At 51.8% G+C, this 20,937-nt stretch carries 16 protein-coding genes; 5 read left to right on the top strand and 11 right to left on the bottom strand.

Annotated elements, in window-relative coordinates:
* Nucleotides 1-10 precede the first annotated feature (10 nt).
* The 7 genes from wcaD to wza all read right to left on the bottom strand — a co-directional run bounded on the left by wcaD (nucleotide 11) and on the right by wza (nucleotide 7,678).
* The gene (gene wcaD / locus QUF14_RS12905; RefSeq protein ID WP_000107825.1) at nucleotides 11-1,228 is read right to left on the bottom strand and encodes a colanic acid polymerase WcaD; all 1,218 of its coding nucleotides are present in this window, start codon (nucleotides 1,226-1,228) and stop codon (nucleotides 11-13) included.
* Nucleotides 1,203-2,420, bottom strand: coding sequence for a colanic acid biosynthesis glycosyltransferase WcaC (gene wcaC, locus QUF14_RS12910; RefSeq protein ID WP_001023857.1), 1,218 nt, complete (start codon nucleotides 2,418-2,420; stop codon nucleotides 1,203-1,205). Before wcaC ends, wcaD begins: the two co-directional genes overlap by 26 nt.
* Nucleotides 2,417-2,905, bottom strand: coding sequence for a colanic acid biosynthesis acetyltransferase WcaB (gene wcaB, locus QUF14_RS12915; RefSeq protein ID WP_000888735.1), 489 nt, complete (start codon nucleotides 2,903-2,905; stop codon nucleotides 2,417-2,419). The genes wcaC and wcaB overlap by 4 nt, the downstream gene beginning before the upstream one ends.
* A 2-nt stretch (nucleotides 2,906-2,907) precedes the next feature.
* Nucleotides 2,908-3,747 (bottom strand): colanic acid biosynthesis glycosyltransferase WcaA, encoded by an 840-nt coding sequence (gene wcaA / locus QUF14_RS12920; protein WP_000654512.1) that lies wholly within the window; start codon nucleotides 3,745-3,747, stop codon nucleotides 2,908-2,910.
* Between the two features lie 177 nt (nucleotides 3,748-3,924).
* Complete coding sequence (gene wzc, locus QUF14_RS12925; protein WP_000137097.1) at nucleotides 3,925-6,087, bottom strand: tyrosine-protein kinase Wzc; 2,163 nt, start codon at nucleotides 6,085-6,087, stop codon at nucleotides 3,925-3,927.
* 2 nt (nucleotides 6,088-6,089) lie between these two features.
* On the bottom strand, nucleotides 6,090-6,533 hold the full coding sequence (wzb, locus tag QUF14_RS12930; protein ID WP_000482918.1) for a low molecular weight protein-tyrosine-phosphatase Wzb: 444 nt from the start codon (nucleotides 6,531-6,533) through the stop codon (nucleotides 6,090-6,092).
* A 5-nt stretch (nucleotides 6,534-6,538) separates the two neighbouring features.
* Nucleotides 6,539-7,678 (bottom strand): polysaccharide export protein Wza, encoded by a 1,140-nt coding sequence (gene wza, locus QUF14_RS12935; RefSeq protein ID WP_000978094.1) that lies wholly within the window; start codon nucleotides 7,676-7,678, stop codon nucleotides 6,539-6,541.
* Nucleotides 7,679-7,985: 307 nt separating this feature from the next.
* Between wza and QUF14_RS12940 the strand changes: the two genes are divergently transcribed.
* The 3 genes from QUF14_RS12940 (at nucleotide 7,986) to QUF14_RS12950 (ending at nucleotide 11,527) form a co-directional block, all read left to right on the top strand.
* Nucleotides 7,986-8,135 (top strand): hypothetical protein, encoded by a 150-nt coding sequence (locus QUF14_RS12940; protein WP_186269274.1) that lies wholly within the window; start codon nucleotides 7,986-7,988, stop codon nucleotides 8,133-8,135.
* A gap of 200 nt (nucleotides 8,136-8,335) precedes the next feature.
* Entirely contained in the window at nucleotides 8,336-9,919 is a 1,584-nt protein-coding gene (locus QUF14_RS12945; protein ID WP_038432608.1) for a TerC family protein, read from the top strand.
* Nucleotides 9,920-10,546: 627 nt separating this feature from the next.
* Nucleotides 10,547-11,527 carry an IS110-like element IS621 family transposase gene (locus QUF14_RS12950; RefSeq protein ID WP_000399629.1) on the top strand — a complete coding sequence of 327 codons (981 nt, stop codon included), beginning with the start codon at nucleotides 10,547-10,549 and terminating at the stop codon, nucleotides 11,525-11,527.
* 130 nt (nucleotides 11,528-11,657) lie between these two features.
* On the opposite strand, the gene asmA is transcribed toward QUF14_RS12950, so the two are convergent.
* From asmA to udk, 3 genes are all read right to left on the bottom strand, one after another.
* Nucleotides 11,658-13,511, bottom strand: coding sequence for an outer membrane assembly protein AsmA (gene asmA / locus QUF14_RS12955; RefSeq protein ID WP_001252316.1), 1,854 nt, complete (start codon nucleotides 13,509-13,511; stop codon nucleotides 11,658-11,660).
* Between the two features lie 21 nt (nucleotides 13,512-13,532).
* Nucleotides 13,533-14,114 carry a dCTP deaminase gene (dcd, locus tag QUF14_RS12960; protein WP_001234777.1) on the bottom strand — a complete coding sequence of 194 codons (582 nt, stop codon included), beginning with the start codon at nucleotides 14,112-14,114 and terminating at the stop codon, nucleotides 13,533-13,535.
* A gap of 91 nt (nucleotides 14,115-14,205) precedes the next feature.
* Entirely contained in the window at nucleotides 14,206-14,847 is a 642-nt protein-coding gene (gene udk, locus QUF14_RS12965; RefSeq protein WP_000132077.1) for a uridine kinase, read from the bottom strand.
* A gap of 317 nt (nucleotides 14,848-15,164) precedes the next feature.
* Between udk and QUF14_RS12970 the strand changes: the two genes are divergently transcribed.
* The gene (locus QUF14_RS12970) at nucleotides 15,165-18,482 is read left to right on the top strand and encodes a diguanylate cyclase (RefSeq protein ID WP_179799804.1); all 3,318 of its coding nucleotides are present in this window, start codon (nucleotides 15,165-15,167) and stop codon (nucleotides 18,480-18,482) included.
* Nucleotides 18,483-18,591: 109 nt separating this feature from the next.
* Here the strand turns inward: QUF14_RS12970 and alkA are convergent, their stop codons facing one another.
* Nucleotides 18,592-19,440, bottom strand: coding sequence for a DNA-3-methyladenine glycosylase 2 (gene alkA, locus QUF14_RS12975; RefSeq protein ID WP_000288364.1), 849 nt, complete (start codon nucleotides 19,438-19,440; stop codon nucleotides 18,592-18,594).
* Between the two features lie 133 nt (nucleotides 19,441-19,573).
* Between alkA and yegD the strand changes: the two genes are divergently transcribed.
* Complete coding sequence (yegD, locus tag QUF14_RS12980) at nucleotides 19,574-20,926, top strand: molecular chaperone (protein ID WP_000469747.1); 1,353 nt, start codon at nucleotides 19,574-19,576, stop codon at nucleotides 20,924-20,926.
* Nucleotides 20,927-20,937: the final 11 nt, after the last annotated feature.

The following is a 20,937-nucleotide window of genomic DNA, read 5'->3' on the forward strand; positions in this document are numbered from 1 at the left end:
GTTCTTATTCTTACCTCGTAATATTTAACGCTTTTCGCAAAATAAATGGACAGACGATTAAAAATGCATATTCCGGGCTAAATATCGAACCGGTAAAAAACAGCGACACCGGAGTAAAAAGATAGAGCTGCACACGAAAATTGCGATTATCACCAAAAGCGTTGATCATCATTTTTATCACTTTCCCCATGTACCACAGTGATAAAAGCACTGCGAACCAGGAAAAATAAATAATCAGCAGATACAAACCATTGTCTATGGTTTTTCCGACATCCGCACCGTTAAATATTCCGAATGATGCGACATATTCATAAAGTGAGCCAAATCTGACTACACCGTCAATATGGCTCAAAGAATAACCGACCATCACCAATGGACCGACAATACGATAATACGATGACGATCCTTCCGTACCTAAATCGCCCAAGCGGGTGGAAATATAAGGAAACGCGATTACCACACCAACCAGGAATACAGCCAGAGAAATCAATGCTAACGGTAACTTTTTCTTAATCGCCTCTTTGTTCAGATATTGAAACGCCCACTCCAGCAAATAAAACAGGATAAAGGTCATAACCCCTGAAAACGATCCGGATAATATTATCCCTGCGAGAATCATAACATCGGTTTTAGGCGTTTTGATACCAAACTGTTTAATGCTGAGCCAAATTGAGATTAATGCCAGAGCGAAAAATGCCGGTTCGAAATAAAGTGCTGTCGTGCGCTTGCCGCCGAATTTAATGAAATTCAGCACATAACTGTTGCTGTAAATCAGATATTTCGAAATCGACTCCATAATACTGCTGCCGCCAGTGAGGATAATTTGCGCCATCTCCACCGCCGCCAGCGCCACCACCAGCCCCACCACCAGATAAAAGAAACGTAATATCTTGCGATGGTTGTGTGGCGAAATCGTTTTAAAGCGAATACTCCACACCATGCCAATAATGATCACAATATAGACAAACAGCATGGTTGAAGTTACGTATTTACTGGCATCCAACGACTGACCAAACAAGTAGTTAAACGCCGTGAGTCCCGCGCCAATCCCTAAGGCAATCATCAATTTTTTAACGCTGATGCGCTCTAAAAACAGCAGTAACAAGACAGGTAAAAAAGTGACGATGGTGATGGGGAAACTTTCGCCAAGCTGGGCGATTTTGACGTTAACCAGCAGGTAAATCAGCGGCAGCAGCAGGTAGCTACAGATTCTGATAGAAGTTGACATACTCCTCCAGCATCTGTTGTCCACTGTAGGCGGCGCGGCTGCGTTGGCTGAACTCAGCCAGCGTGGTACCAAATATCGCCTGCGCGATTTCCGGTTTGCTTAACTGCACCAGTTTCAGCACGTCTTCTTCGCTGACGGTTTTACCGCCGGATTTTTGCAGCACTTCCCGCGCCGCATCGCTATGGGTGGCAATCACCGGCACACCAATTGATAACGCCTCACACAAAATCAGCGGGTAGTTATCGACGCGAGAACTGAACACCAGCGCATCCATCTGATTAAGCGCGCTCATCAACTTGCGCTTGTCAGTTTCAAAGCCGTGATTAACCACGTTACCAGCGGTGAACGGCGAAAACTTACCAAAGGTATGCAGTTCGATTTTGTCACCCAGCGCCATCATCTCGCGCACCAGTTGCTGGTTAGTTTTGCCGTCGTAACGCAGGTCATGCGCCACCACCGCGATTTTCGGCTTGCCCTGGGTTTCGCGCACCGGAGGCAAGTCCGCCAGAATCGCTTCGGTTGCCATATCAATGCCATTATTGATAATCCGGCAACGCCCTGGACCGTACAGACTATTGAAAGCATCAGCCACATGCTGGCTGGGGGAAATAAACTGACAGCCCAGCGCCAGCATCTCGCGAAATAACTGCCGTTTGCCCGCCACCAGCTGGTGCGCGCGATCAATCTTCACCGGCGGATAGTTATTTAAGGTCGGGCATTTCTGACAGCCCGTTTTCCAGCCTTCGCACCCGTCGGTAAAAGCGCAGCGTCCGGTAACGCTCCAGTGATCGTGCAGTGTCCAGACCAAAGTGACATCCGGTTTGTGGTTTTTCACCTTTTCGCAAAAGCGCACCAGGCTCTTAAGATTCAACCAGTAGCTGTGCAGCACATGAAAATGCAACACCACCGGACCCGGTGTGCGAGTAATGGTGCGATATAACTCATTGAAATTGCCGAACAGATCGCGATTAAACAGACGAAACAGGGCAATGTTCGCCATCGCGGTCATCCGCGGCGTATGTTTGATGACCTGCGGATAGTTCTGATGGCTGATGCTCTCTTTGCCACCTTTGCCGTAGCCGTAGACAAAATGTGACGCCAGCCCCTGTTGCAGCGCGCGCTGGTGGAGATCTAACGCCACACCTGCCGCCCCGCCTTCCGCCAGTCGCACATTAAATTGCAGAATATTCATTTAATTACCTTCACTCGCGCTTTTTCTCCCACCACCAGCGCGTTGTCCGGGATTGCGTCGAGCACCACGCTGCCCGCCCCTACGGTGACGTTGTTACCAATCGTGATATCGCCAAGGATAATGACGTTGGCACCAAGTTCGACGCCGTTGCCAATGTGTGGACATGCCATGTTATCGGCACCACGATTGCCGATAGTGACGCCGTGGCGAATGGTGAAATCATCCCCCGCGACCACGTTTTTATTGATCACTACGGCATAGCCGTGATGGATAGTAAAGCGTCGGCCAATGGTCGCGGCGGCCTGGATTTCATAACCGAAAAAGCATTCGGTGATAATGCGATACAGCACCAACAGCGGGGCCGCCCACAGATTGTTGAGGACGTTTTTTTTGCGCCACACTGAACAAAAATGAGCAACGCGATAGGCAAGAACCATGCAGCACGGGCGTAAACTCCAGCTGTTGGCGCGCAGATCTTCCAGCATCTTTAGCGCCCCCGAATTCCATCAGCCAGACGTTTGCCGTTACGCACCGACAGCAGCGTCAACAAGGTGCGCCAGGTCATGCGTTTATTGCGGATCTGGTAGAGGGTAAACAACTGATATTTCTTGCTGGCGCGGTCGAATTTGTCTTTGTGCTTACGATAAAAGTGGAAGTACCCGGAGAATTTTTTCGGTGACGAGGTGATCTGCATTTCGCCGTGATTGATATGCAGGATCTGCGTCGCCTCTTCCACTTTCCACGGTTCGCCGTACTCCACCACCATTCGCAGGAAGATGTCGTAATCCTGTGCCGCTTTCAGTTCGGTATCGAACAAGCACTCTTTGAAACGCCACGCCCAGCTAAACACCTGATTACCAATGATATTGCGTTTGTAGAACAGTCGGCGTGAATACGGCGATTTGGGATACAGCGGCAAGCTTGCCGGTTGGGAATAGACTTCGCCCTGGCAAACGTAGTCGTTGGCGTACAAGAACGCATGTGTGACCAGTTGCTGTTTATGGGCGAGGAAGACGCTCAGGCGGTTGGGTGTCCATTCATCATCGTCATCGATCCCGGTGATGTATTCCCCTTGTGCCAGCATAATCGCCTGGTTACGTACCGCGCACGCCCCGCTGTTAATGTCGTTGTGAATGTAGGTAATGCGCGAGTCGTTGAGGGCGGTGACGTATTGTTGCAGCTGTTCCCAGGAGGTGGAGCAATCATCCACGATAATCATCTCCCAGTTGCTGTAGTCCTGGCGCAGGACCGATTTTATCGCCCGAATCGCCAGTTGTTGGCGGTTCCAGGTCGGCATATAGATTGAGATCAGCGGATTGTCTTTCATAGGTTGTTCTCCCGGAGTATCGAGATGTTCTGCCGGTTTATAAGCTGGTTTACAGGTTCTGTTGCCGGATGCGGCGTGAACGCCTTATCCGGCCTACGGAGCGGGTTTGCTTGCCTGATGCGGCGTGAACGTAGGTCGGATAAGATGCGTCAGCATCGCATCCGACAGCGGATCTCGTTATTTCGCATCCGACTTATATTCGTATTCGTAATAGCCATAATCCTGATACGCGCTGGCGCGGCGGAAGATAGAGTTCAGAATCACCCCTTTCACCGGAATACCGTTTTGCTCAAAGCGGCTCAGACTGGTTTCCACTTCTTTCAAGGTGTTGACCGCATAACGCGCCACCATTAACGTGGTTCCGACGTGACGCCCGACAATTGCGGCATCGGTCACAGCCAGAATCGGCGGCGTATCAATCAACACCAGGTCGTAGTTTTTACTCGCCCAGTTCACCAGTTCGGTAAAGCGTTCGCTCATCAACAGTTCAGAAGGATTTGGCGGCACCTGGCCGCGCGGGATCAGGTCAAATTTGGCAATAGAGGTCGGTTTAGCAGCGGTAGTAATATCGCCCTGACCAATCAGAATTTCCGACAAGCCATTGACGTTATTGGTGCCGAGCAGCTCGTGGGTGTAGCCTTTGCGCATATCGCAGTCGATCAACAACACCCGTTTATTGGTCTGGCTAATGACCGCCGCCAGGTTGGCGCAGACAAAGGTTTTACCGATTGACGGGCTAACCCCGGTCATCATCAACACATTGTTCTGTGCCTGCATCATCGCGAAGTGCAAACTGGTACGCAGACTACGGATGGCTTCAATCGCCAGATCGGTTGGATTCCCCACCGCCAGTAGCTGGCTCTGTTTATAGCGTTTAACCCCTTTGATGGTTTTGACGCTATCGCGCGCTTTTTGCCATTCCGACAGCGGGATGCTGGCATAGACGCTTATGCCGTGTTCTTCCAGCACCTGCGGGCTTTCAATGCCGCGATTGAACAACGAGCGCAGCAGCACACCCACGATAGAAAGCATCAGGCCGAGGATGATTGCGCCGAGAATAATCAGCCCTTTCTTCGGTTTCAGCACGCCAGGCTGGGTGATTGCCGGGTCAACAATACGCACATCGCCGACAGTGCTGGCCTCGGTAATTTTCAGCTCCTGCTCTTTATTCAACAGTTGCATATAGACCTGCTGCCCAGACTCGACATCGCGCGTCAGACGCACAATCTCCTGCTGGGTTTTCGGCATCGCCGTTACGCGACCGTTAAGTTTGGCTTTCTCTTCTTCCAGCGCCTGACGTTTCTCCAGCAGCGTGCGGTACGCCGGGTGAACTTTGGTGTACAGCTTGGAGATTTCCGCCTCTTTAAAGGTCAGTTCGTTCAACTGCGCGTCGATGTTCACCATTGAATCAAGCACCGCTTTCGCTTCCAGCGGCAGATCAACAGAATCTTTATCCTGACGGAAGGCATTCAGTTTGTTTTCAGCAACATCAAGGCGGCTGCGTACTTCTGGTAACTGTTGCGCGAGGAAGGCGAGGCTTTTCGACGCTTCCGCCGATTTGCGCTCAATATTTTGTTCCTGATAGTTACGGGCGATACTGTTAAGAATGTCGCGGATCTGTTCGCGATCTTCACCGGTATAAGTCAGGCTCAGTACGCCAGCGTCTTTGCCATTCTCTGTTACCGTCAGGCTGTTTTGCAGTTGATTGATCATCCCCAGCGTGGAGTATTTAGTGACGGTAAACTCACTGCCCGGGCTGGCGTGAATGGCTTCAACCATCAGCGTGACACCTTCTTTTTTCAGCATCTGACCCGCTTGCCCACGAGCGCTAAAGCCGCCGTCGCTGCTCAAAGTGTAGTTTTTGTTGTCCAGCACATTAAGCGTAAACACCTGATCCACCATCTCTTTTGGACGGTTAAAGGTGGTCACTTTTACGGTCTCGTTCTGACGTCCCATCAGGCGATCCCAGCCCGCACCGAAAATGGGGAACGTGTTTTTGCTCACCGCAATATCGAGGTCAAGATCGTCCACCGTTTTACCGAGCACCAGACGCGAGCGAATCAACTGGATCTCGGCGTCCGATGCTGGCGGTTTGTTGGCTAATGCCGAGCCGATATCCTGCACTAACGAATTGCCGCTGCTTTGCTCGATTTGTACCAGTGCGTCGGCGCTGTATATCGGCGTAGCGAAGAAGGTGTAAATCACGGCACAGAGGGCGAATACGGCGGTGATGCCAATTACCCACCAGCGCGCTTCAATGACGGTGCCGACCAAGCGACCAATATCGATTTCATCACTGCCCGTTACCGGAGCGGCATGTTGTTTTACTTTTTCTGTCATTGTTATACCTGCTCTGCGTTCAATGCCTGCGCCCACTGGCGGGCAGACCGTTCAAGTAATGTGTACACCGCTGCAAACGTTTCCCGGCTTTTGCGATACGGATCGGGGATTTCACATTCGTTATCCCAGTGACCAAACAGCATCACTTTGCCGCGCATCTCAGGTGCCATCTCGCATAAGCGTTCGATATGGCGCTTTTCCATGGTCAAAATCAGGTCGTAGTTGCGACACAGGCTGCGGCTGATTTGACGGGCACAGTGACCTTCCAGAGACAGTTGATGTTCTGCGGCAACACTGATGGCAGTAGGATCAGCCCCTTTACCGACCAGTGCGCCGAGACCAGCGGATTCTACTTTCAGCTCAGGGTGATAACGTTGCAGTAAGCGTTCCGCCGTCGGGGAACGGCAAATATTGCCGACACAGACAACTAAGATGTTGTTAAACATGACGATTACCAGTTATGAATGTCGCTGGCTGTATCCGTCATGTAACGGACACCGCTAATAGTTGGCAGCAACTGATTGATCAGACGGTTCCAGCGGGAAACCGGGGCGGTGGTGACATACACCACGTCATAAGGCTGCAGGCGGAATTCTGTCGCCATCACCAGCGACGTGGCATCGGACATATCCAGTTGGTAGATATTGGCGATCTTGCCGTTTCGCCCACCCTCGCCTTTCAGCGGACGAATGACAAAGATGCCGCTGGCGTTGGAGGTGGTCATGTCGATACCTTCGGCATTGCCCAGGGCTTCAGTCAAGGTCATGCCGCTAAAGTCCATTTTCAGGGTGCTCTGTTTCTTCACTTCACCCATCACAAACACTTTCAGATCATCATTACGCGGCACGTAGAGGATATCGCCGGGGTAAAGCAGTCGATTCTGATTGAGGTCACCGTTTTGCATCAGCGCCTGCAAAGAAATGCGTTCTTCACGACCATTGTGTGTTAGCACCACGTTGCGCCAGTCAGCGGTATCGGTCAGGCCACCTGCGGCGTTAATGGCGTCGAGAATGGTCAATGGTACGTTGGTGATCGCCTGTTGACCGGATTTATTCACCTGACCGGAGATATAGGCCTTTTGCGAGCGGAAGGCGGCGATATTAACGTCCACCTGTGGGTCAGCGATGTACGTCGCTAAGCGCCCGGTAATATCACTGCGGATTTCAGCGAGCGTTTTCCCCACCACGTGAACCTTGCCGATATACGGGTAGAACATAGTGCCGTCAGGCTGTACCCAGTTGCCGGTGTCGCTGGAGCTGCGGTACTGACCAGCTGGCGTGGTGAGTTCCGGGTGATCCCAGACGGTGACATTAAGAACGTCGCCCGGCCCGACACGATATTGATAATTGGCAATCTCGCTTTCCAGCGTCATATTGGGGCGCGCGACGTTCGGGCGTGGACGTAATTGATCAATCAGGCGCGGGGTCAGCGGATAAACATTCACCATTTTGTCGAGATCGAAATCAGCATCCTGCTGTTTGATGACGTCTTTACCCATCGTCGACATATTGCTGCCCGGAAGTACTGTGCAACCGCTTATCAAGGTTACTGACACCAATAATGGCATCAATTTCATTTTGGATTTCATCATTGTTTATTTATCACTTTGGCAGAGTAATTATCCTGTGCACTATTAATAGCAATGTCGCCATGCACATTTACCTTGCAGTTAATTGAATAAAAATTTAACTGGCATCAGTCCTAAAAAAATTGATTTCATCCGCAGGCTATTGACAGAATAATTCAGACTGGTCTTTCAGGCGTCCAGACACGCTACCGCCCCTGGCTTTTTAGCTACCAATACACTGATTTAGTTTAGTTTTTACCCCCTCTCAGCATGCAGTCGTTGATGAGAAAGGGTTATTGCGGAAATTAACTTCCGAATATAAGGTGACATTATGGTAATTGAATATTGGCTCTCCAATAATGCAGGAGGAAGTGTTACAGCTAACGGAATAGCAGGCAAGGTAACAATTCGGCAATTGGCTATTTTTAAGAATTATATTAAGTGTCAATCAATATGTTTTTTAGGAATTTCTTTAGGTTGACAATAATTAATATAGTGCCTCCATATGCGATATTTCTTAAATAATGTTTTATTATTGCCACTTTTAATTCAGGGATAATGCGATGTTATAGCCCTCAAATAAAGTCAGATAAATAGTGCTGTGACATTGCATTTTTGCCCTGATTTATCCATGATCGAATTGTGACATTTGTCATACAACGAATAGGTTTTGTACTTACTATGGAATGGATTGCCGATCCGTCTATCTGGGCCGGGTTAATCACGCTAATTGTGATCGAACTGGTCCTCGGCATTGATAACCTGGTCTTTATTGCCATCCTCGCCGAAAAACTACCGCCGAAGCAGCGCGACCGCGCACGGGTTACCGGGCTGCTGCTGGCAATGTTAATGCGCCTGTTACTGCTGGCGTCAATCTCCTGGCTGGTCACCCTGACTCAACCACTGTTCAGCTTCCGCTCGTTTACCTTTAGCGCCCGCGACTTAATCATGCTGTTTGGTGGTTTCTTCCTGCTGTTCAAAGCCACGATGGAGTTGAACGAACGGCTGGAGGGGAAAGACAGCAATAACCCCACACAACGCAAAGGTGCGAAGTTCTGGGGCGTGGTGACGCAAATTGTGGTACTGGACGCCATCTTCTCACTTGACTCGGTGATTACTGCCGTCGGGATGGTCGACCATTTACTGGTCATGATGGCCGCCGTTGTTATCGCGATCAGCCTGATGCTGATGGCAAGCAAGCCGTTAACGCAATTTGTTAACAGTCACCCGACCATCGTCATACTCTGCCTAAGCTTCCTGTTGATGATTGGCTTTAGCCTGGTGGCGGAAGGTTTCGGCTTCGTCATTCCGAAAGGCTATCTGTATGCTGCCATTGGTTTCTCGGTGATGATCGAGGCGCTCAATCAGCTGGCTATCTTTAACCGGCGACGTTTTCTTTCCGCTAACCAGACGCTGCGCCAGCGGACTACCGAAGCGGTAATGCGCTTGTTAAGCGGGCAAAAAGAAGATGCGGAACTGGATGCCGAAACCGCGTCCATGCTGGTGGATCATGGTAACCAGCAGATCTTTAATCCGCAGGAACGGCGGATGATTGAGCGGGTACTTAATCTTAACCAGCGTACTGTCAGCAGCATCATGACCTCACGCCACGACATTGAGCATATCGATCTCAACGCGCCGGAAGAGGAGATCCGCCAGCTGCTGGAGCGAAATCAGCACACGCGTCTGGTCGTTACCGACGGCGATGATGCAGAAGATTTGCTCGGTGTCGTTCACGTTATCGATCTTCTGCAACAGTCGCTGCGCGGTAAACCGCTCAACCTGCGGGTGTTGATTCGCCAACCGCTGGTGTTCCCGGAAACTTTACCGTTGTTACCTGCCCTGGAGCAGTTCCGTAATGCCCGCACACACTTTGCTTTTGTGGTGGATGAGTTTGGCTCGGTGGAAGGGATTGTGACATTAAGTGACGTCACGGAAACTATTGCCGGTAACTTGCCGAACGAAGTGGAAGAGATCGACGCCCGCCATGATATTCAGAAAAACGCCGACGGTTCCTGGACGGCGAATGGTCATATGCCACTGGAAGATCTGGTCCAATATGTGCCGCTGCCGCTGGATGAAAAACGTGAATATCACACCATTGCCGGGCTGTTGATGGAATATTTACAGCGTATTCCAAAACCTGGCGAAGAAGTTCAGGTGGGGGATTATTTGCTTAAAACGTTGCAGGTGGAAAGCCATCGCGTACAGAAGGTGCAGATTATTCCGCTGCGTAAGGATGGCGAGATGGAGTACGAGGTGTGATGGCATGTAGGCCTGATAAGACGCGTAAGCGTCGCATCAGGCGTTTCATTCAACCGGGAGAGTATGTGACATTAGAGGCTGTTCCGTTCACTTTATGTTCCTCGCTACTTTGGAACGCTCAAGCCGGTGAACGTGCCAGGGTGGCTCAATCGCCACCACCCTGGCAACCCGGGCTCCCGGCGGTAAATCGCCGCTAGCGCGGTCCCCTCATCTTATTCCTTTCGGCTATCGGGTACGGGCGCGAGGTAACATCCCTGTAAAACGCGCCCTCAGCCCACATCCATGTGGGCTGCCCCGGCCTACAGGAAACGATTCGGCGATTTACAGCCGGACCAACACCCTCGCTGAAGTATCTTACTTATACAGATGATTCATCTTTGCTGAAAGTAATCTACGTGATTGCCTGATGCGACGCTTACGCGTCTTATCAGGCCTTGTATTATCCCTCCTGTGCAGAGAAAATCGGCCAGTTTTCTCTGCCTGCAGTCCGCATGCCGTATCGGGCCTTAGGTTTTCAACCTGTTGCGTAGATTTATGCAGCGGACTGCCTTTCTCCCAAAGTGATAAACCGGACAGTATCATGGACCGGTTTTCCCGGTAATCCGTATTTGCAAGGTTGGTTTCACGATGGAACATGAACTTCATTATATCGGTATCGACACCGCTAAAGAGAAACTGGATGTCGATGTGTTGCGTCCTGATGGTCGTCATCGCACCAAAAAATTCGCTAACACCACTAAAGGGCACGATGAGCTGGTGAGCTGGCTGAAGGGTCACAAGATTGACCATGCGCATATCTGCATCGAAGCGACCGGCACCTATATGGAACCTGTCGCAGAGTGCCTTTACGATGCAGGCTACATAGTGTCAGTCATTAATCCTGCGTTGGGTAAAGCTTTCGCTCAGAGTGAAGGACTGCGTAACAAGACTGATACCGTGGATGCGCGCATGCTGGCAGAGTTCTGTCGTCAGAAGCGCCCTGCAGCCTGGGAAGCGCCTCACCCGCTTGAACGCGCGTTGCGTGCCCTGGTAGTACGCCACCAGGCGCTGACAGATATGCACACGCAGGAACTGAACCGCACTGAAACGGCGCGGGAAGTCCAGAGACCGAGCATTGATGCTCACCTTCTGTGGCTTGAAGCAGAGCTGAAGCGTCTTGAGAAGCAGATAAAAGACCTGACAGACGATGATCCGGATATGAAACACCGCAGGAAACTGCTGGAAAGTATCCCGGGTATCGGAGAGAAAACATCTGCGGTATTACTGGCTTATATCGGTCTGAAGGACCGCTTCGCCCATGCCAGACAGTTCGCCGCTTTTGCGGGTCTGACACCACGGCGTTATGAATCAGGCAGTAGTGTGAGAGGGGCAAGCCGGTTGAGTAAAGCCGGACATGTGTCGCTTCGCAGGGCGTTGTATATGCCTGCAATGGTAGCCACCAGTAAGACTGAGTGGGGACGGGCGTTCCGCGACCGTCTGGCGGCTAATGGCAAGAAAGGAAAAGTGATTCTCGGCGCGATGATGCGCAAGCTGGCACAGGTGGCGTATGGAGTGCTGAAGTCAGGCGTACCGTTCGATGCGTCACGGCATAATCCGGTAGCTGCGTAAAAATCGCGGAAGGGATGAAAAAAACAGCGCCTGACGGCGCTGTGTCTGGCATGCCTGCAATCTGGGAAACCAGGGTAGAAAAAAACTTGCAGGCCATAACAGTATCTACAGCATATGTCATCTGGATGACTTACATCTTCTCCAGCAACTTCTTCACATCTTTGCCATTGCGGGAATCTTTATTCCGCTCGGCCCAGTCATTCAGGCGACGTTTCGCTTCGTCCTGTAGATGTTTGCGTAGCAGCTGGTCCACTTGCAGGCTGTAATTAAGTTGCTGCCAGTTGCCATAAACCCGCAGCGGTACTGGCGTTTCTTTGAGGAAATCAATCAGTTTGCTTTCCCCGTTCCAGCCACCCACGACCCGAATATCAAACTGGGTGTCGCAGGTTTGATCTGCCAAATTCAACATGCCTTCCCCTGTCAGCGCCAGCACAGGCGATTGACCTTGCATGTCGTTTAACGTCACGACGCCATCCTTCAACGTCAAATCGGTGGTAAAGCGGTCAAGACGCGTCACGTTATCGAAGTTTTCAGCGGCCTTCACATCACCACCATTACGCTCTACCGCTTGCTGAATCATCTGCTGGAAGTTCATCCCTTCCATGCGTGTGTCGGTCATCTCAACATGCGCCTGCCCTTGCCAGTTGTTGCGGAATGCGTCGGCATCTATGTCAGCACCGGAGAAATCACCCGCAAGTGACATCTTTCCGGTCAACGAAATCGGATAGTTAAACGCCTTCAGAATGGTGCCAATCTCAACGTTTTCCAGCCGTGGCTGGAAGATTATCCGCGGACTTATTGATGTCGCGTCCAGCGTGCCCGGCAGCGAAACCTGTCCACCGTTAAGCTTGCCCTGCAGTTGAGTAATTTCCAGCAAACCCGACTTGTTGGTCATTTGCGTGGCAACGTCTGTAAAATTCATTCCGCGCCAGCGCACGTTACTGGCCTGCAACAAAATATCAGCCGTAAAGCCTTGCAATCCCTGATAGGCCGGTTCATCAATACGCGAAGAAATGACCGGGCGCGGCAACGTGGATTGGCTCTGCCCCTGCTGCGCGGCACCGTTTTCACCGTTCGCTGTTTCTTTAAGCGGGATGAGGTTGTCAAGATTCAGTTGCGGGAATTGCAGTCTCAGCTGCCATTCCGGTTTCTCTGTCAGCGTGACCTGTGCTTGCCCGCTCAGCGTACTGTCATTGGCGGTCAAACTAATTTGGTTAAATGAAAGGCGTTTATGTGACTCCTGCCACTGGGCCTGGAAACTCCCCTGCCCCTGAATACCTTGTTTTGGTAAATCGGCACCCTGCAACTGCCAGTTAATTTGTTCAATAGCCGCCGTTAAATCATGCGGATAATCAGAAGCATCTACCGTACCGTTAAGGGATATCGTGAGATCGCGCTGATCGCGATTAACCCGCCCGGAGAACTCAAATGAACCACGATGTTGGGGATCTTGTTCCATTTGCAGGCGGATATTACGGATTGTCACCTGCTCGTCATCTTCATGCTGGAACACCAGCACGCTGTCCGCCACCTTAAGACTGGATATATCAAACGACCATCCGCGATCGTCTGACAGATCCGGCAAGGTATTGTCGCGCGGTGCAACCGGGGCATCTTCGCTGCGTACCGCTTCCGTCTGCGGCGTCAGTTGGATCACGGCCCCTTTTAGCATCACCTGCTTAACGCTCAGTTGATGACTCAGCAGTGGTAAAAGCGCCACGTCCAGACGCATGTTGTCTGCGCGAACCAGTGGCTGGCTCGCGCCCTGGGCAGTGAGAGACATTCGCCCGGAGAGGATACTAAGTTGCGGCCAGACGTGCCAACGCAGTGGCCCGTCGAGCTGCAATTGATAACCGCTACGTGCAGCAACTTGCTTGACCATATAGTCGCGGAAATCATTCGGATTCACCAGCAACACTAACGCAGATAACCCGGCCACCAGCACGACCAGGAGTATCATCAGCGTCGTCAGAAATCGTCTCATGGTATCCTCAATGGGCCTGAATTAGTCTTTATCGATTCGGCTGGCTACCGCGCCCTGCTGGTTGCGATATTTCGCATCTTCACGGCGGTTGTAAGGTCGCGCCGCCGGGCCGGAAAGCGGCTCAAAGCTCAGCGCACCAATTAACATGCCCGGACGCAGCGCCAGCGGCAGCTTACCGGAGTTGTAGAACTCCAGCACAATGCAGCCAGACCAGCCCGGATCGATACGGTGCGCGGTGACGTGCACCATAAGCCCCAGACGCGCCAGTGAGGAACGACCGTCCAGCCATCCCACCAGATCGGCTGGCAGCGTCACCGACTCCAGCGTCACCGCCAGCGCCAGCTCTCCTGGGTGAAGATAAAACGCCTCGCTTTCATCGAGTACGATCTCATCGCTCATCACTCGGTCAAGCGCGGCGCTCACTTCATCTTTGGGACCGCTCAGATCGATAAACGCTGCCGTGTGACCACGGAAGGTACGAAATTTATTGCCCAGGCGCACATCCACCGTCGCGCCATTAATACGCTCCACTGGCGGACGTGGGTTGATCGACAAACGGCCTTCATCAAGCCAGGCTTCAATATCTCGGTCACACAGACGCATGGCATTTTCTCCTTTCGCGCATCACTCCCTTAACGCCAATTACGTCAAGGGCATACCAGGTTATCACTGAACGGTACACAATTTATCAAGCTTATTCAAAGAACTGACTTATTTTCGCTTTCAATATATCGATGGCGATGCGGTTTTTCCCGCCGCGCGGCACGATAATGTCCGCATATTGTTTAGATGGCTCAATGAATTGCAGGAACATCGGGCGCACAGTTTTTTGATATTGCGCCATCACTGAATCCATTGAACGCCCACGCTCGTTAACATCACGCTTGATGCGGCGCATCAAGCAGATATCCAGCGGGGTATCAACGAAAATTGAGAAGTTAAGTTCATCACGCAAACGCGCATCCGTCAGCAGCAAAATGCCTTCGAGAATGATGACCTTCTTCGGCTCAACCTTTACCGTTTCTTTCATACGCGTATGTTCAACATAGCTGTATACCGGCAGGTCAATTGCCGAGCCGCGTTTCAATGCTTGTAAATGCTCAAGCAGCAGGCTGTGATCCATCGCGCTGGGATGGTCGTAGTTGGTCTTAACGCGTTCTTCCATCGACAGATGGCTTTGATCTTTGTAATAGCAGTCTTCGGGAATTACGCCGATGTGTTCATCACCGACTTGCTCACGTAATTCACGATAAAGGGTACTGGCAATAAGACTCTTGCCGGAAGCCGATGCGCCAGCGATACCGATAATGACGCACTGATGAGACTGATCAGTCATATATTTAGCGACCTGATTAACCTGGATGTTAGGAAGGGGGCGACGAAGCGCCAAACGCGGCAATTATAGGGATTTCATCCGCCTGATACCAGTCGAATAGCGTTGCCGCGCGCTCAGAGTTAATTGTTGACGAAGAATTCCCGGTGGCAAATTACGTTGATCAGTTTTATACAAGGTAAAAAATGTTATACGCAGTTGCGCAAATTATCCGCCTTTACGTCACTTTATGAGCAATTCGCATATAAAATGTAAAACTTTTGTACTAGCATAAACACAGAAACGAATACTGGCGACCTGGTCTTGCGGATAAAGCGGTAATGAGCAAACAATCACAGCATGTATTAATTGCCCTGCCCCACCCGCTGCTTCACCTGGTCAGTTTAGGTTTAGTCTCGTTTATCTTCACCCTTTTCTCGCTTGAGCTTTCGCAGTTTGGCACCCAACTCGCCCCACTGTGGTTCCCGACGTCCATCATGATGGTGGCGTTTTATCGCCATGCCGGGCGCATGTGGCCGGGGATTGCGCTGAGCTGCTCGCTGGGAAATATCGCCGCATCCATCCTGCTTTTTTCCACCAGCTCGCTGAACATGACCTGGACGACCATCAATATTGTTGAAGCCGTGGTCGGGGCAGTGCTACTGCGTAAATTGCTGCCGTGGTATAACCCCTTGCAAAATCTGGCTGACTGGCTGCGTCTGGCACTCGGCAGCGCCATTGTTCCACCTCTGTTAGGGGGTGTTCTGGTTGTCCTGCTGACGCCCGGAGACGATCCTCTCAGGGCATTTTTGATATGGGTACTGTCAGAATCCATCGGCGCCCTGGCACTGGTGCCGCTGGGATTGTTATTTAAACCACACTATCTGCTGCGCCATCGCAACCCAAGGTTGCTTTTTGAGTCACTGCTCACGTTAGCCATCACACTGACGTTAAGCTGGCTTTCGATGCTGTATCTACCGTGGCCTTTTACTTTCATTATTGTGCTGCTGATGTGGAGCGCCGTGCGCCTGCCACGAATGGAAGCCTTTTTGATTTTCCTTACCACGGTGATGATGGTGTCGCTGATGATGGCCGCGGATCCCTCCCTGCTTGCTACGCCGCGGACGTACCTGATGAGCCATATGCCGTGGCTACCGTTTTTACTGATCCTGCTGCCCGCCAACATCATGACGATGGTGATGTATGCCTTTCGTGCGGAACGCAAACACATTTCCGAAAGCGAAACCCGCTTTCGGAACGCGATGGAATATTCCGCCATCGGCATGGCATTAGTGGGCACCGAGGGGCAATGGCTGCAATCCAACAAAGCGCTCTGCCAGTTTCTCGGTTACAGTCAGGAAGAACTGCGCGGACTTACCTTTCAGCAACTGACCTGGCCGGAGGATCTCAATAAAGATCTGCAACAGGTTGAAAAGCTGATAAGCGGTGAAATAAACACCTATTCAATGGAAAAACGCTACTACAACCGCAATGGCGATGTTGTCTGGGCGTTGCTTGCCGTCTCACTGGTGCGCCACACCGATGGTACGCCGCTCTATTTTATCGCTCAGATTGAAGACATTAACGAGCTAAAACGCACCGAACAGGTGAACCAGCAACTGATGGAGCGCATCACGCTGGCTAACGAAGCGGGCGGGATTGGCATCTGGGAGTGGGAGCTAAAGCCGAATATTTTTAGCTGGGATAAGCGGATGTTCGAGCTGTATGAAATTCCTCCGCATATCAAACCGAACTGGCAGGTGTGGTACGAGTGCGTGCTGCCGGAAGATCGCCAGCACGCCGAAAAAGTGATTCGCGATTCATTGCAATCGCGCTCTCCCTTTAAACTGGAATTTCGCATTACCGTGAAAGACGGTATTCGCCATATCCGCGCCCTCGCCAACCGGGTACTGAATAAAGAAGGCGAAGTTGAACGCCTGCTTGGCATCAATATGGATATGACTGAAGTGAAACAGCTTAACGAGGCACTGTTTCAGGAAAAAGAGCGCCTGCATATTACGCTGGACTCCATCGGCGAAGCCGTGGTCTGTATTGACATGGCGATGAAAATTACCTTTATGAATCCAGTGGCGGAGAAGATGAGCGGCTGGACGCAGGAAGAAGCGTTAGGTGTTCCGCTCCTGACGGTGTTGCATATTACTTTTGGCGACAACGGGCCATTAATGGAGAACATTTACAGTGCCGACACCTCGCGTTCCGCGATTGAACAAGATGTAGTGTTGCACTGTCGAAGCGGCGGCAGCTACGACGTGCATTACAGTATTACACCGCTAAGTACTCTGGATGGCAGCAATATTGGTTCGGTTCTGGTGATTCAGGACGTCACCGAATCACGCAAAATGTTACGGCAGCTGAGCTACAGCGCCTCCCATGATGCACTGACGCATCTCGCCAATCGCGCCAGTTTTGAGAAGCAACTACGCATCCTGCTGCAAACGGTAAACAGTACACATCAGCGACATGCACTGGTGTTTATCGATCTTGATCGCTTTAAAGCGGTGAATGACAGCGCCGGACACGCCGCTGGCGACGCTTTGTTGCGCGAACTGGCGTCATTGATGCTGAGTATGCTGCGCTCCAGCGACGTGCTGGCGCGACTCGGTGGCGATGAATTTGGTCTGCTGCTGCCAGATTGTAATGTCGAAAGTGCGCGTTTTATCGCTACACGCATTATCAGTGCCGTGAATGACTATCACTTTATATGGGAAGGACGTGTACATCGGGTAGGTGCCAGTGCCGGGATTACCTTGATTGATGACAACAATCATCAGGCGGTTGAAGTGATGTCGCAGGCTGACATCGCCTGTTATGCCTCCAAAAATGGTGGCCGCGGCCGGGTGACAGTTTACGAACCGCAGCATGCTGACGCACATAGCGAACGGGCGGCGATGTCGATTGATGAACAGTGGCGGATGATTAAAGAGAATCAGTTGATGATGATCGCCCACGGCGTCGCTTCGCCACGGATCCCGGAAGCGCGTAATTTGTGGTTGATATCACTAAAACTCTGGGGTTGCGAAGGCGAGATTTTTGATGAACAAACATTTCGTCGTAGCTTCAGTGATCCGGCGCTTAACCATGCTCTTGACCGCCGGGTACTCAATGAATTTTTCCAGCAGACCGCAAAAGCGATTGCCAGTAAAGGCTTAAGCATCGCCCTCCCCCTTTCTGTTGCCGGTTTGAGTAGCGCCTCGCTGGTGAATGAACTAATTGAGCAGCTGGAAAATAGCCCTCTACCACCACGGTTATTACATCTGATTATTCCGGCAGAAGCGGTTTTCGATCACGCAGAAAGCGTGCAAAAACTACGGCTGGCGGGATGTCGGATAGTGCTCAGCCAGGTGGGTCGCGATCTGCAAATTTTCAACACGCTGAAAGCGAATATGGCAGATTACCTGCTACTTGACGGTGAGCTATGCGCCAGCGTGCAGGGTAATTTGATGGATGAGATGCTGATTACGATTATTCAGGGGCACGCTCAGCGACTCGGGGTGAAGACTATCGCCGGGCCAGTTGTTTTACCCTTAGTGATGGATACGCTTTCTGGCATCGGCGTTGATCTGATTTATGGTGATGTGATTGCCGATGCCCAACCGTTGGATTTGCTGGTGAATAACAGTTATTTCGCGATTAACTGAGGGAGCGTTTGCCCATTGCCTGATGCGACGCTAACGCGTCTTATCATGCCTACAAATCGCTCATTCCCCAGGCCGGATAAGGCGCTCGCACCGCATCCGGCGACCAACGTCATGCTTCGTCTGGTTGCCAGCCTTCCGTATACCAGATATGCAACAGCGCATAAGAACGCCAGGGCTTCCAGCGCTCGGCATATCGGCGGATTTGTGCCGGTGTCATTCCCGGAAATCGCTGTTTAATCAGATAATCATCCGGCAGGAAAACATCTTTCGCCTGCCAGCCGCGCAAGGCGAAATAATTCGCCGTCCAGCGCCCGATACCCGGAAAAGTTTGCAGTTTTTTCATCGCTTGTTCTACGTCGCCCGGTATTATCATTGGTAAGGTGCCCTCCAGCGCCGCATTTGCCAGATGAATCAGCGCCTCTGCCCGTTTCAACGGCATACCTAACGCTTTTAATGCCTGCGGGTCGGCTGCAGCCAGCCGCTGAGGCGTGGGGAAGCAGACATACTCCGGAAAATCATCCAGCCGTTCGCCATAAAGCTGTGCCACTCTGGCGGTCAATTTTGCCGCCATCGCCACGCTCACCAGTTGGCCTAAAATCGCCCGCACGCCCTGCTCAAAAGCATCAACACAACCAGGTAAACGCAATCCGGGCCGCGCCGCGCCTAACTTGCCCAACGCACCGTTAACAATCTGCGGGTGACATTGCAGATCAAACAGGCGGCTCATTTTCGCCAGACACTCAGCGGCAACAGGTTCTAAACCTGCACTTAAATTTATGTGCAGAGTATGGCTGGCTATATCCGGAATAGCAGTCACCACGCCGCGATATTCGCCCACCGCCAGACTACGGGCATAAAAATCGTCAGCGACCGTTTCCACGCCGCTCACCGCGCGGGCGGCGAGAAATCCCAACATCCACGACCAGTCATACGGCGGCTGCCAGTTCAGGGTATACATCGCTTCTCCTTGTTTATCCGCTTTCAGCATAAACGTTATTCAGACGCTGCGCTTTGCTTTCATATTCCGGTTGTCGCGACGGCAACATTTCGCTAAAGTCACGCCCCTTCTTCACCGGCATGGGGATTATTTCGTGTTTATTGGTTTTGATTACGGTACAGCAAACTGTTCAGTGGCGGTCATGCGTGACGGTAAACCGCAATTACTGAAAATGGAAAACGACAGCACGCTGCTGCCTTCAATGCTTTGCGCGCCAACGCGTGAAGCGGTAAGCGAATGGCTGTACCGCCATCATGATGTTCCGGCAGACGACAATGAAACGCAGGCGCTATTACGTCGGGCGATTCGTTATAACCGCGAAGAAGATATCGATGTCACGGCGAAAAGCGTGCAGTTCGGCCTTTCCTCACTGGCGCAGTACATTGATGATCCGGAAGAAGTGTGGTTTGTTAAATCACCAAAATCGTTCCTCGGTGCCAGCGGCTTAAAACCGCAGCAGGTGGCGCTGTTTGAGGATCTGGTCTGCGCAATGATGTTGCACATTCGCAAGCAGGCCCAGACACAGCTGCCAGAAGCGATTACCCAGGCGGTGATTGGTCGCCCGATCAACTTCCAGGGGCTGGGCGGCGATGAGGCAAACGCCCAGGCACAAGGGATTCTGGAGCGTGCAGCGAAGCGTGCCGGGTTTAAGGACGTGGTATTCCAGTACGAGCCGGTGGCGGCTGGGCTGGATTACGAAGCCACCTTGCAGGAAGAAAAACGCGTACTGGTGGTGGATATCGGCGGTGGTACGACTGACTGTTCTTTACTGCTAATGGGGCCACAGTGGCGTTCGCGCCTCGATCGTGAAGCCAGCCTGCTGGGTCACAGTGGTTGCCGTATTGGCGGTAACGATCTGGATATCGCGCTGGCGTTTAAAAATCTGATGCCATTACTGGGCATGGGTGGCGAAACTGAAAAAGGCATCGCCCTGCCGATCCTGCCGTGGTGGAATGCGGTTGCCATCAACGATGTACCAGCGCAGAGTGATTTCTACAGTAGTGCTAACGGTCGTCTGCTTAACGATCTGGTACGCGACGCCCGCGAACCGAAGAAAGTGGCCCTGTTACAGAAAGTCTGGCGTCAGCGTTTAAGTTATCGGCTGGTACGCAGCGCGGAAGAGAGCAAAATCGCCCTTTCCAGCGCAGCGGAAACCCGCGCATCGCTGCCATTTATCAGCGATGAACTGGCAACGCTGATTAGCCAACAAGGGCTGGAAAACGCACTCAGTCAGCCGCTGGCGCGAATTCTGGAACAGGTGCAACTGGCGCTGGATAACGCCCAGGAAAAACCGGATGTCATCTATCTGACTGGTGGTAGCGCCCGATCGCCGCTGATTAAAAAAGCGCTGGCAGAACAGTTGCCGGGCATTCCGATTGCAGGCGGCGATGACTTTGGGTCGGTTACCGCCGGGCTGGCACGTTGGGCAGAAGTGGTGTTTCGTTAATTGAAAAATGG

This window comes from Escherichia sp. HH091_1A (genome assembly GCF_030295175.1).
Taxonomy (GTDB): Bacteria; Pseudomonadota; Gammaproteobacteria; order Enterobacterales; family Enterobacteriaceae; genus Escherichia; species Escherichia coli_F.

Bases quoted from the DNA above. Each gene is read 5' to 3' on its own strand.
- wcaD (WP_000107825.1), bottom strand. From the start codon at position 1,228: ATGTCAACTTCTATCAGAATCTGTAGCTACCTGCTGCTGCCGCTGATT.
- wcaC (WP_001023857.1), bottom strand. From the start codon at position 2,420: ATGAATATTCTGCAATTTAATGTGCGACTGGCGGAAGGCGGGGCGGCA.
- wcaB (WP_000888735.1), bottom strand. From the start codon at position 2,905: ATGCTGGAAGATCTGCGCGCCAACAGCTGGAGTTTACGCCCGTGCTGC.
- wcaA (WP_000654512.1), bottom strand. From the start codon at position 3,747: ATGAAAGACAATCCGCTGATCTCAATCTATATGCCGACCTGGAACCGC.
- wzc (WP_000137097.1), bottom strand. From the start codon at position 6,087: ATGACAGAAAAAGTAAAACAACATGCCGCTCCGGTAACGGGCAGTGAT.
- wzb (WP_000482918.1), bottom strand. From the start codon at position 6,533: ATGTTTAACAACATCTTAGTTGTCTGTGTCGGCAATATTTGCCGTTCC.
- wza (WP_000978094.1), bottom strand. From the start codon at position 7,678: ATGATGAAATCCAAAATGAAATTGATGCCATTATTGGTGTCAGTAACC.
- QUF14_RS12940 (WP_186269274.1), top strand. From the start codon at position 7,986: ATGGTAATTGAATATTGGCTCTCCAATAATGCAGGAGGAAGTGTTACA.
- QUF14_RS12945 (WP_038432608.1), top strand. From the start codon at position 8,336: ATGGAATGGATTGCCGATCCGTCTATCTGGGCCGGGTTAATCACGCTA.
- QUF14_RS12950 (WP_000399629.1), top strand. From the start codon at position 10,547: ATGGAACATGAACTTCATTATATCGGTATCGACACCGCTAAAGAGAAA.
- asmA (WP_001252316.1), bottom strand. From the start codon at position 13,511: ATGAGACGATTTCTGACGACGCTGATGATACTCCTGGTCGTGCTGGTG.
- dcd (WP_001234777.1), bottom strand. From the start codon at position 14,114: ATGCGTCTGTGTGACCGAGATATTGAAGCCTGGCTTGATGAAGGCCGT.
- udk (WP_000132077.1), bottom strand. From the start codon at position 14,847: ATGACTGATCAGTCTCATCAGTGCGTCATTATCGGTATCGCTGGCGCA.
- QUF14_RS12970 (WP_179799804.1), top strand. From the start codon at position 15,165: ATGAGCAAACAATCACAGCATGTATTAATTGCCCTGCCCCACCCGCTG.
- alkA (WP_000288364.1), bottom strand. From the start codon at position 19,440: ATGTATACCCTGAACTGGCAGCCGCCGTATGACTGGTCGTGGATGTTG.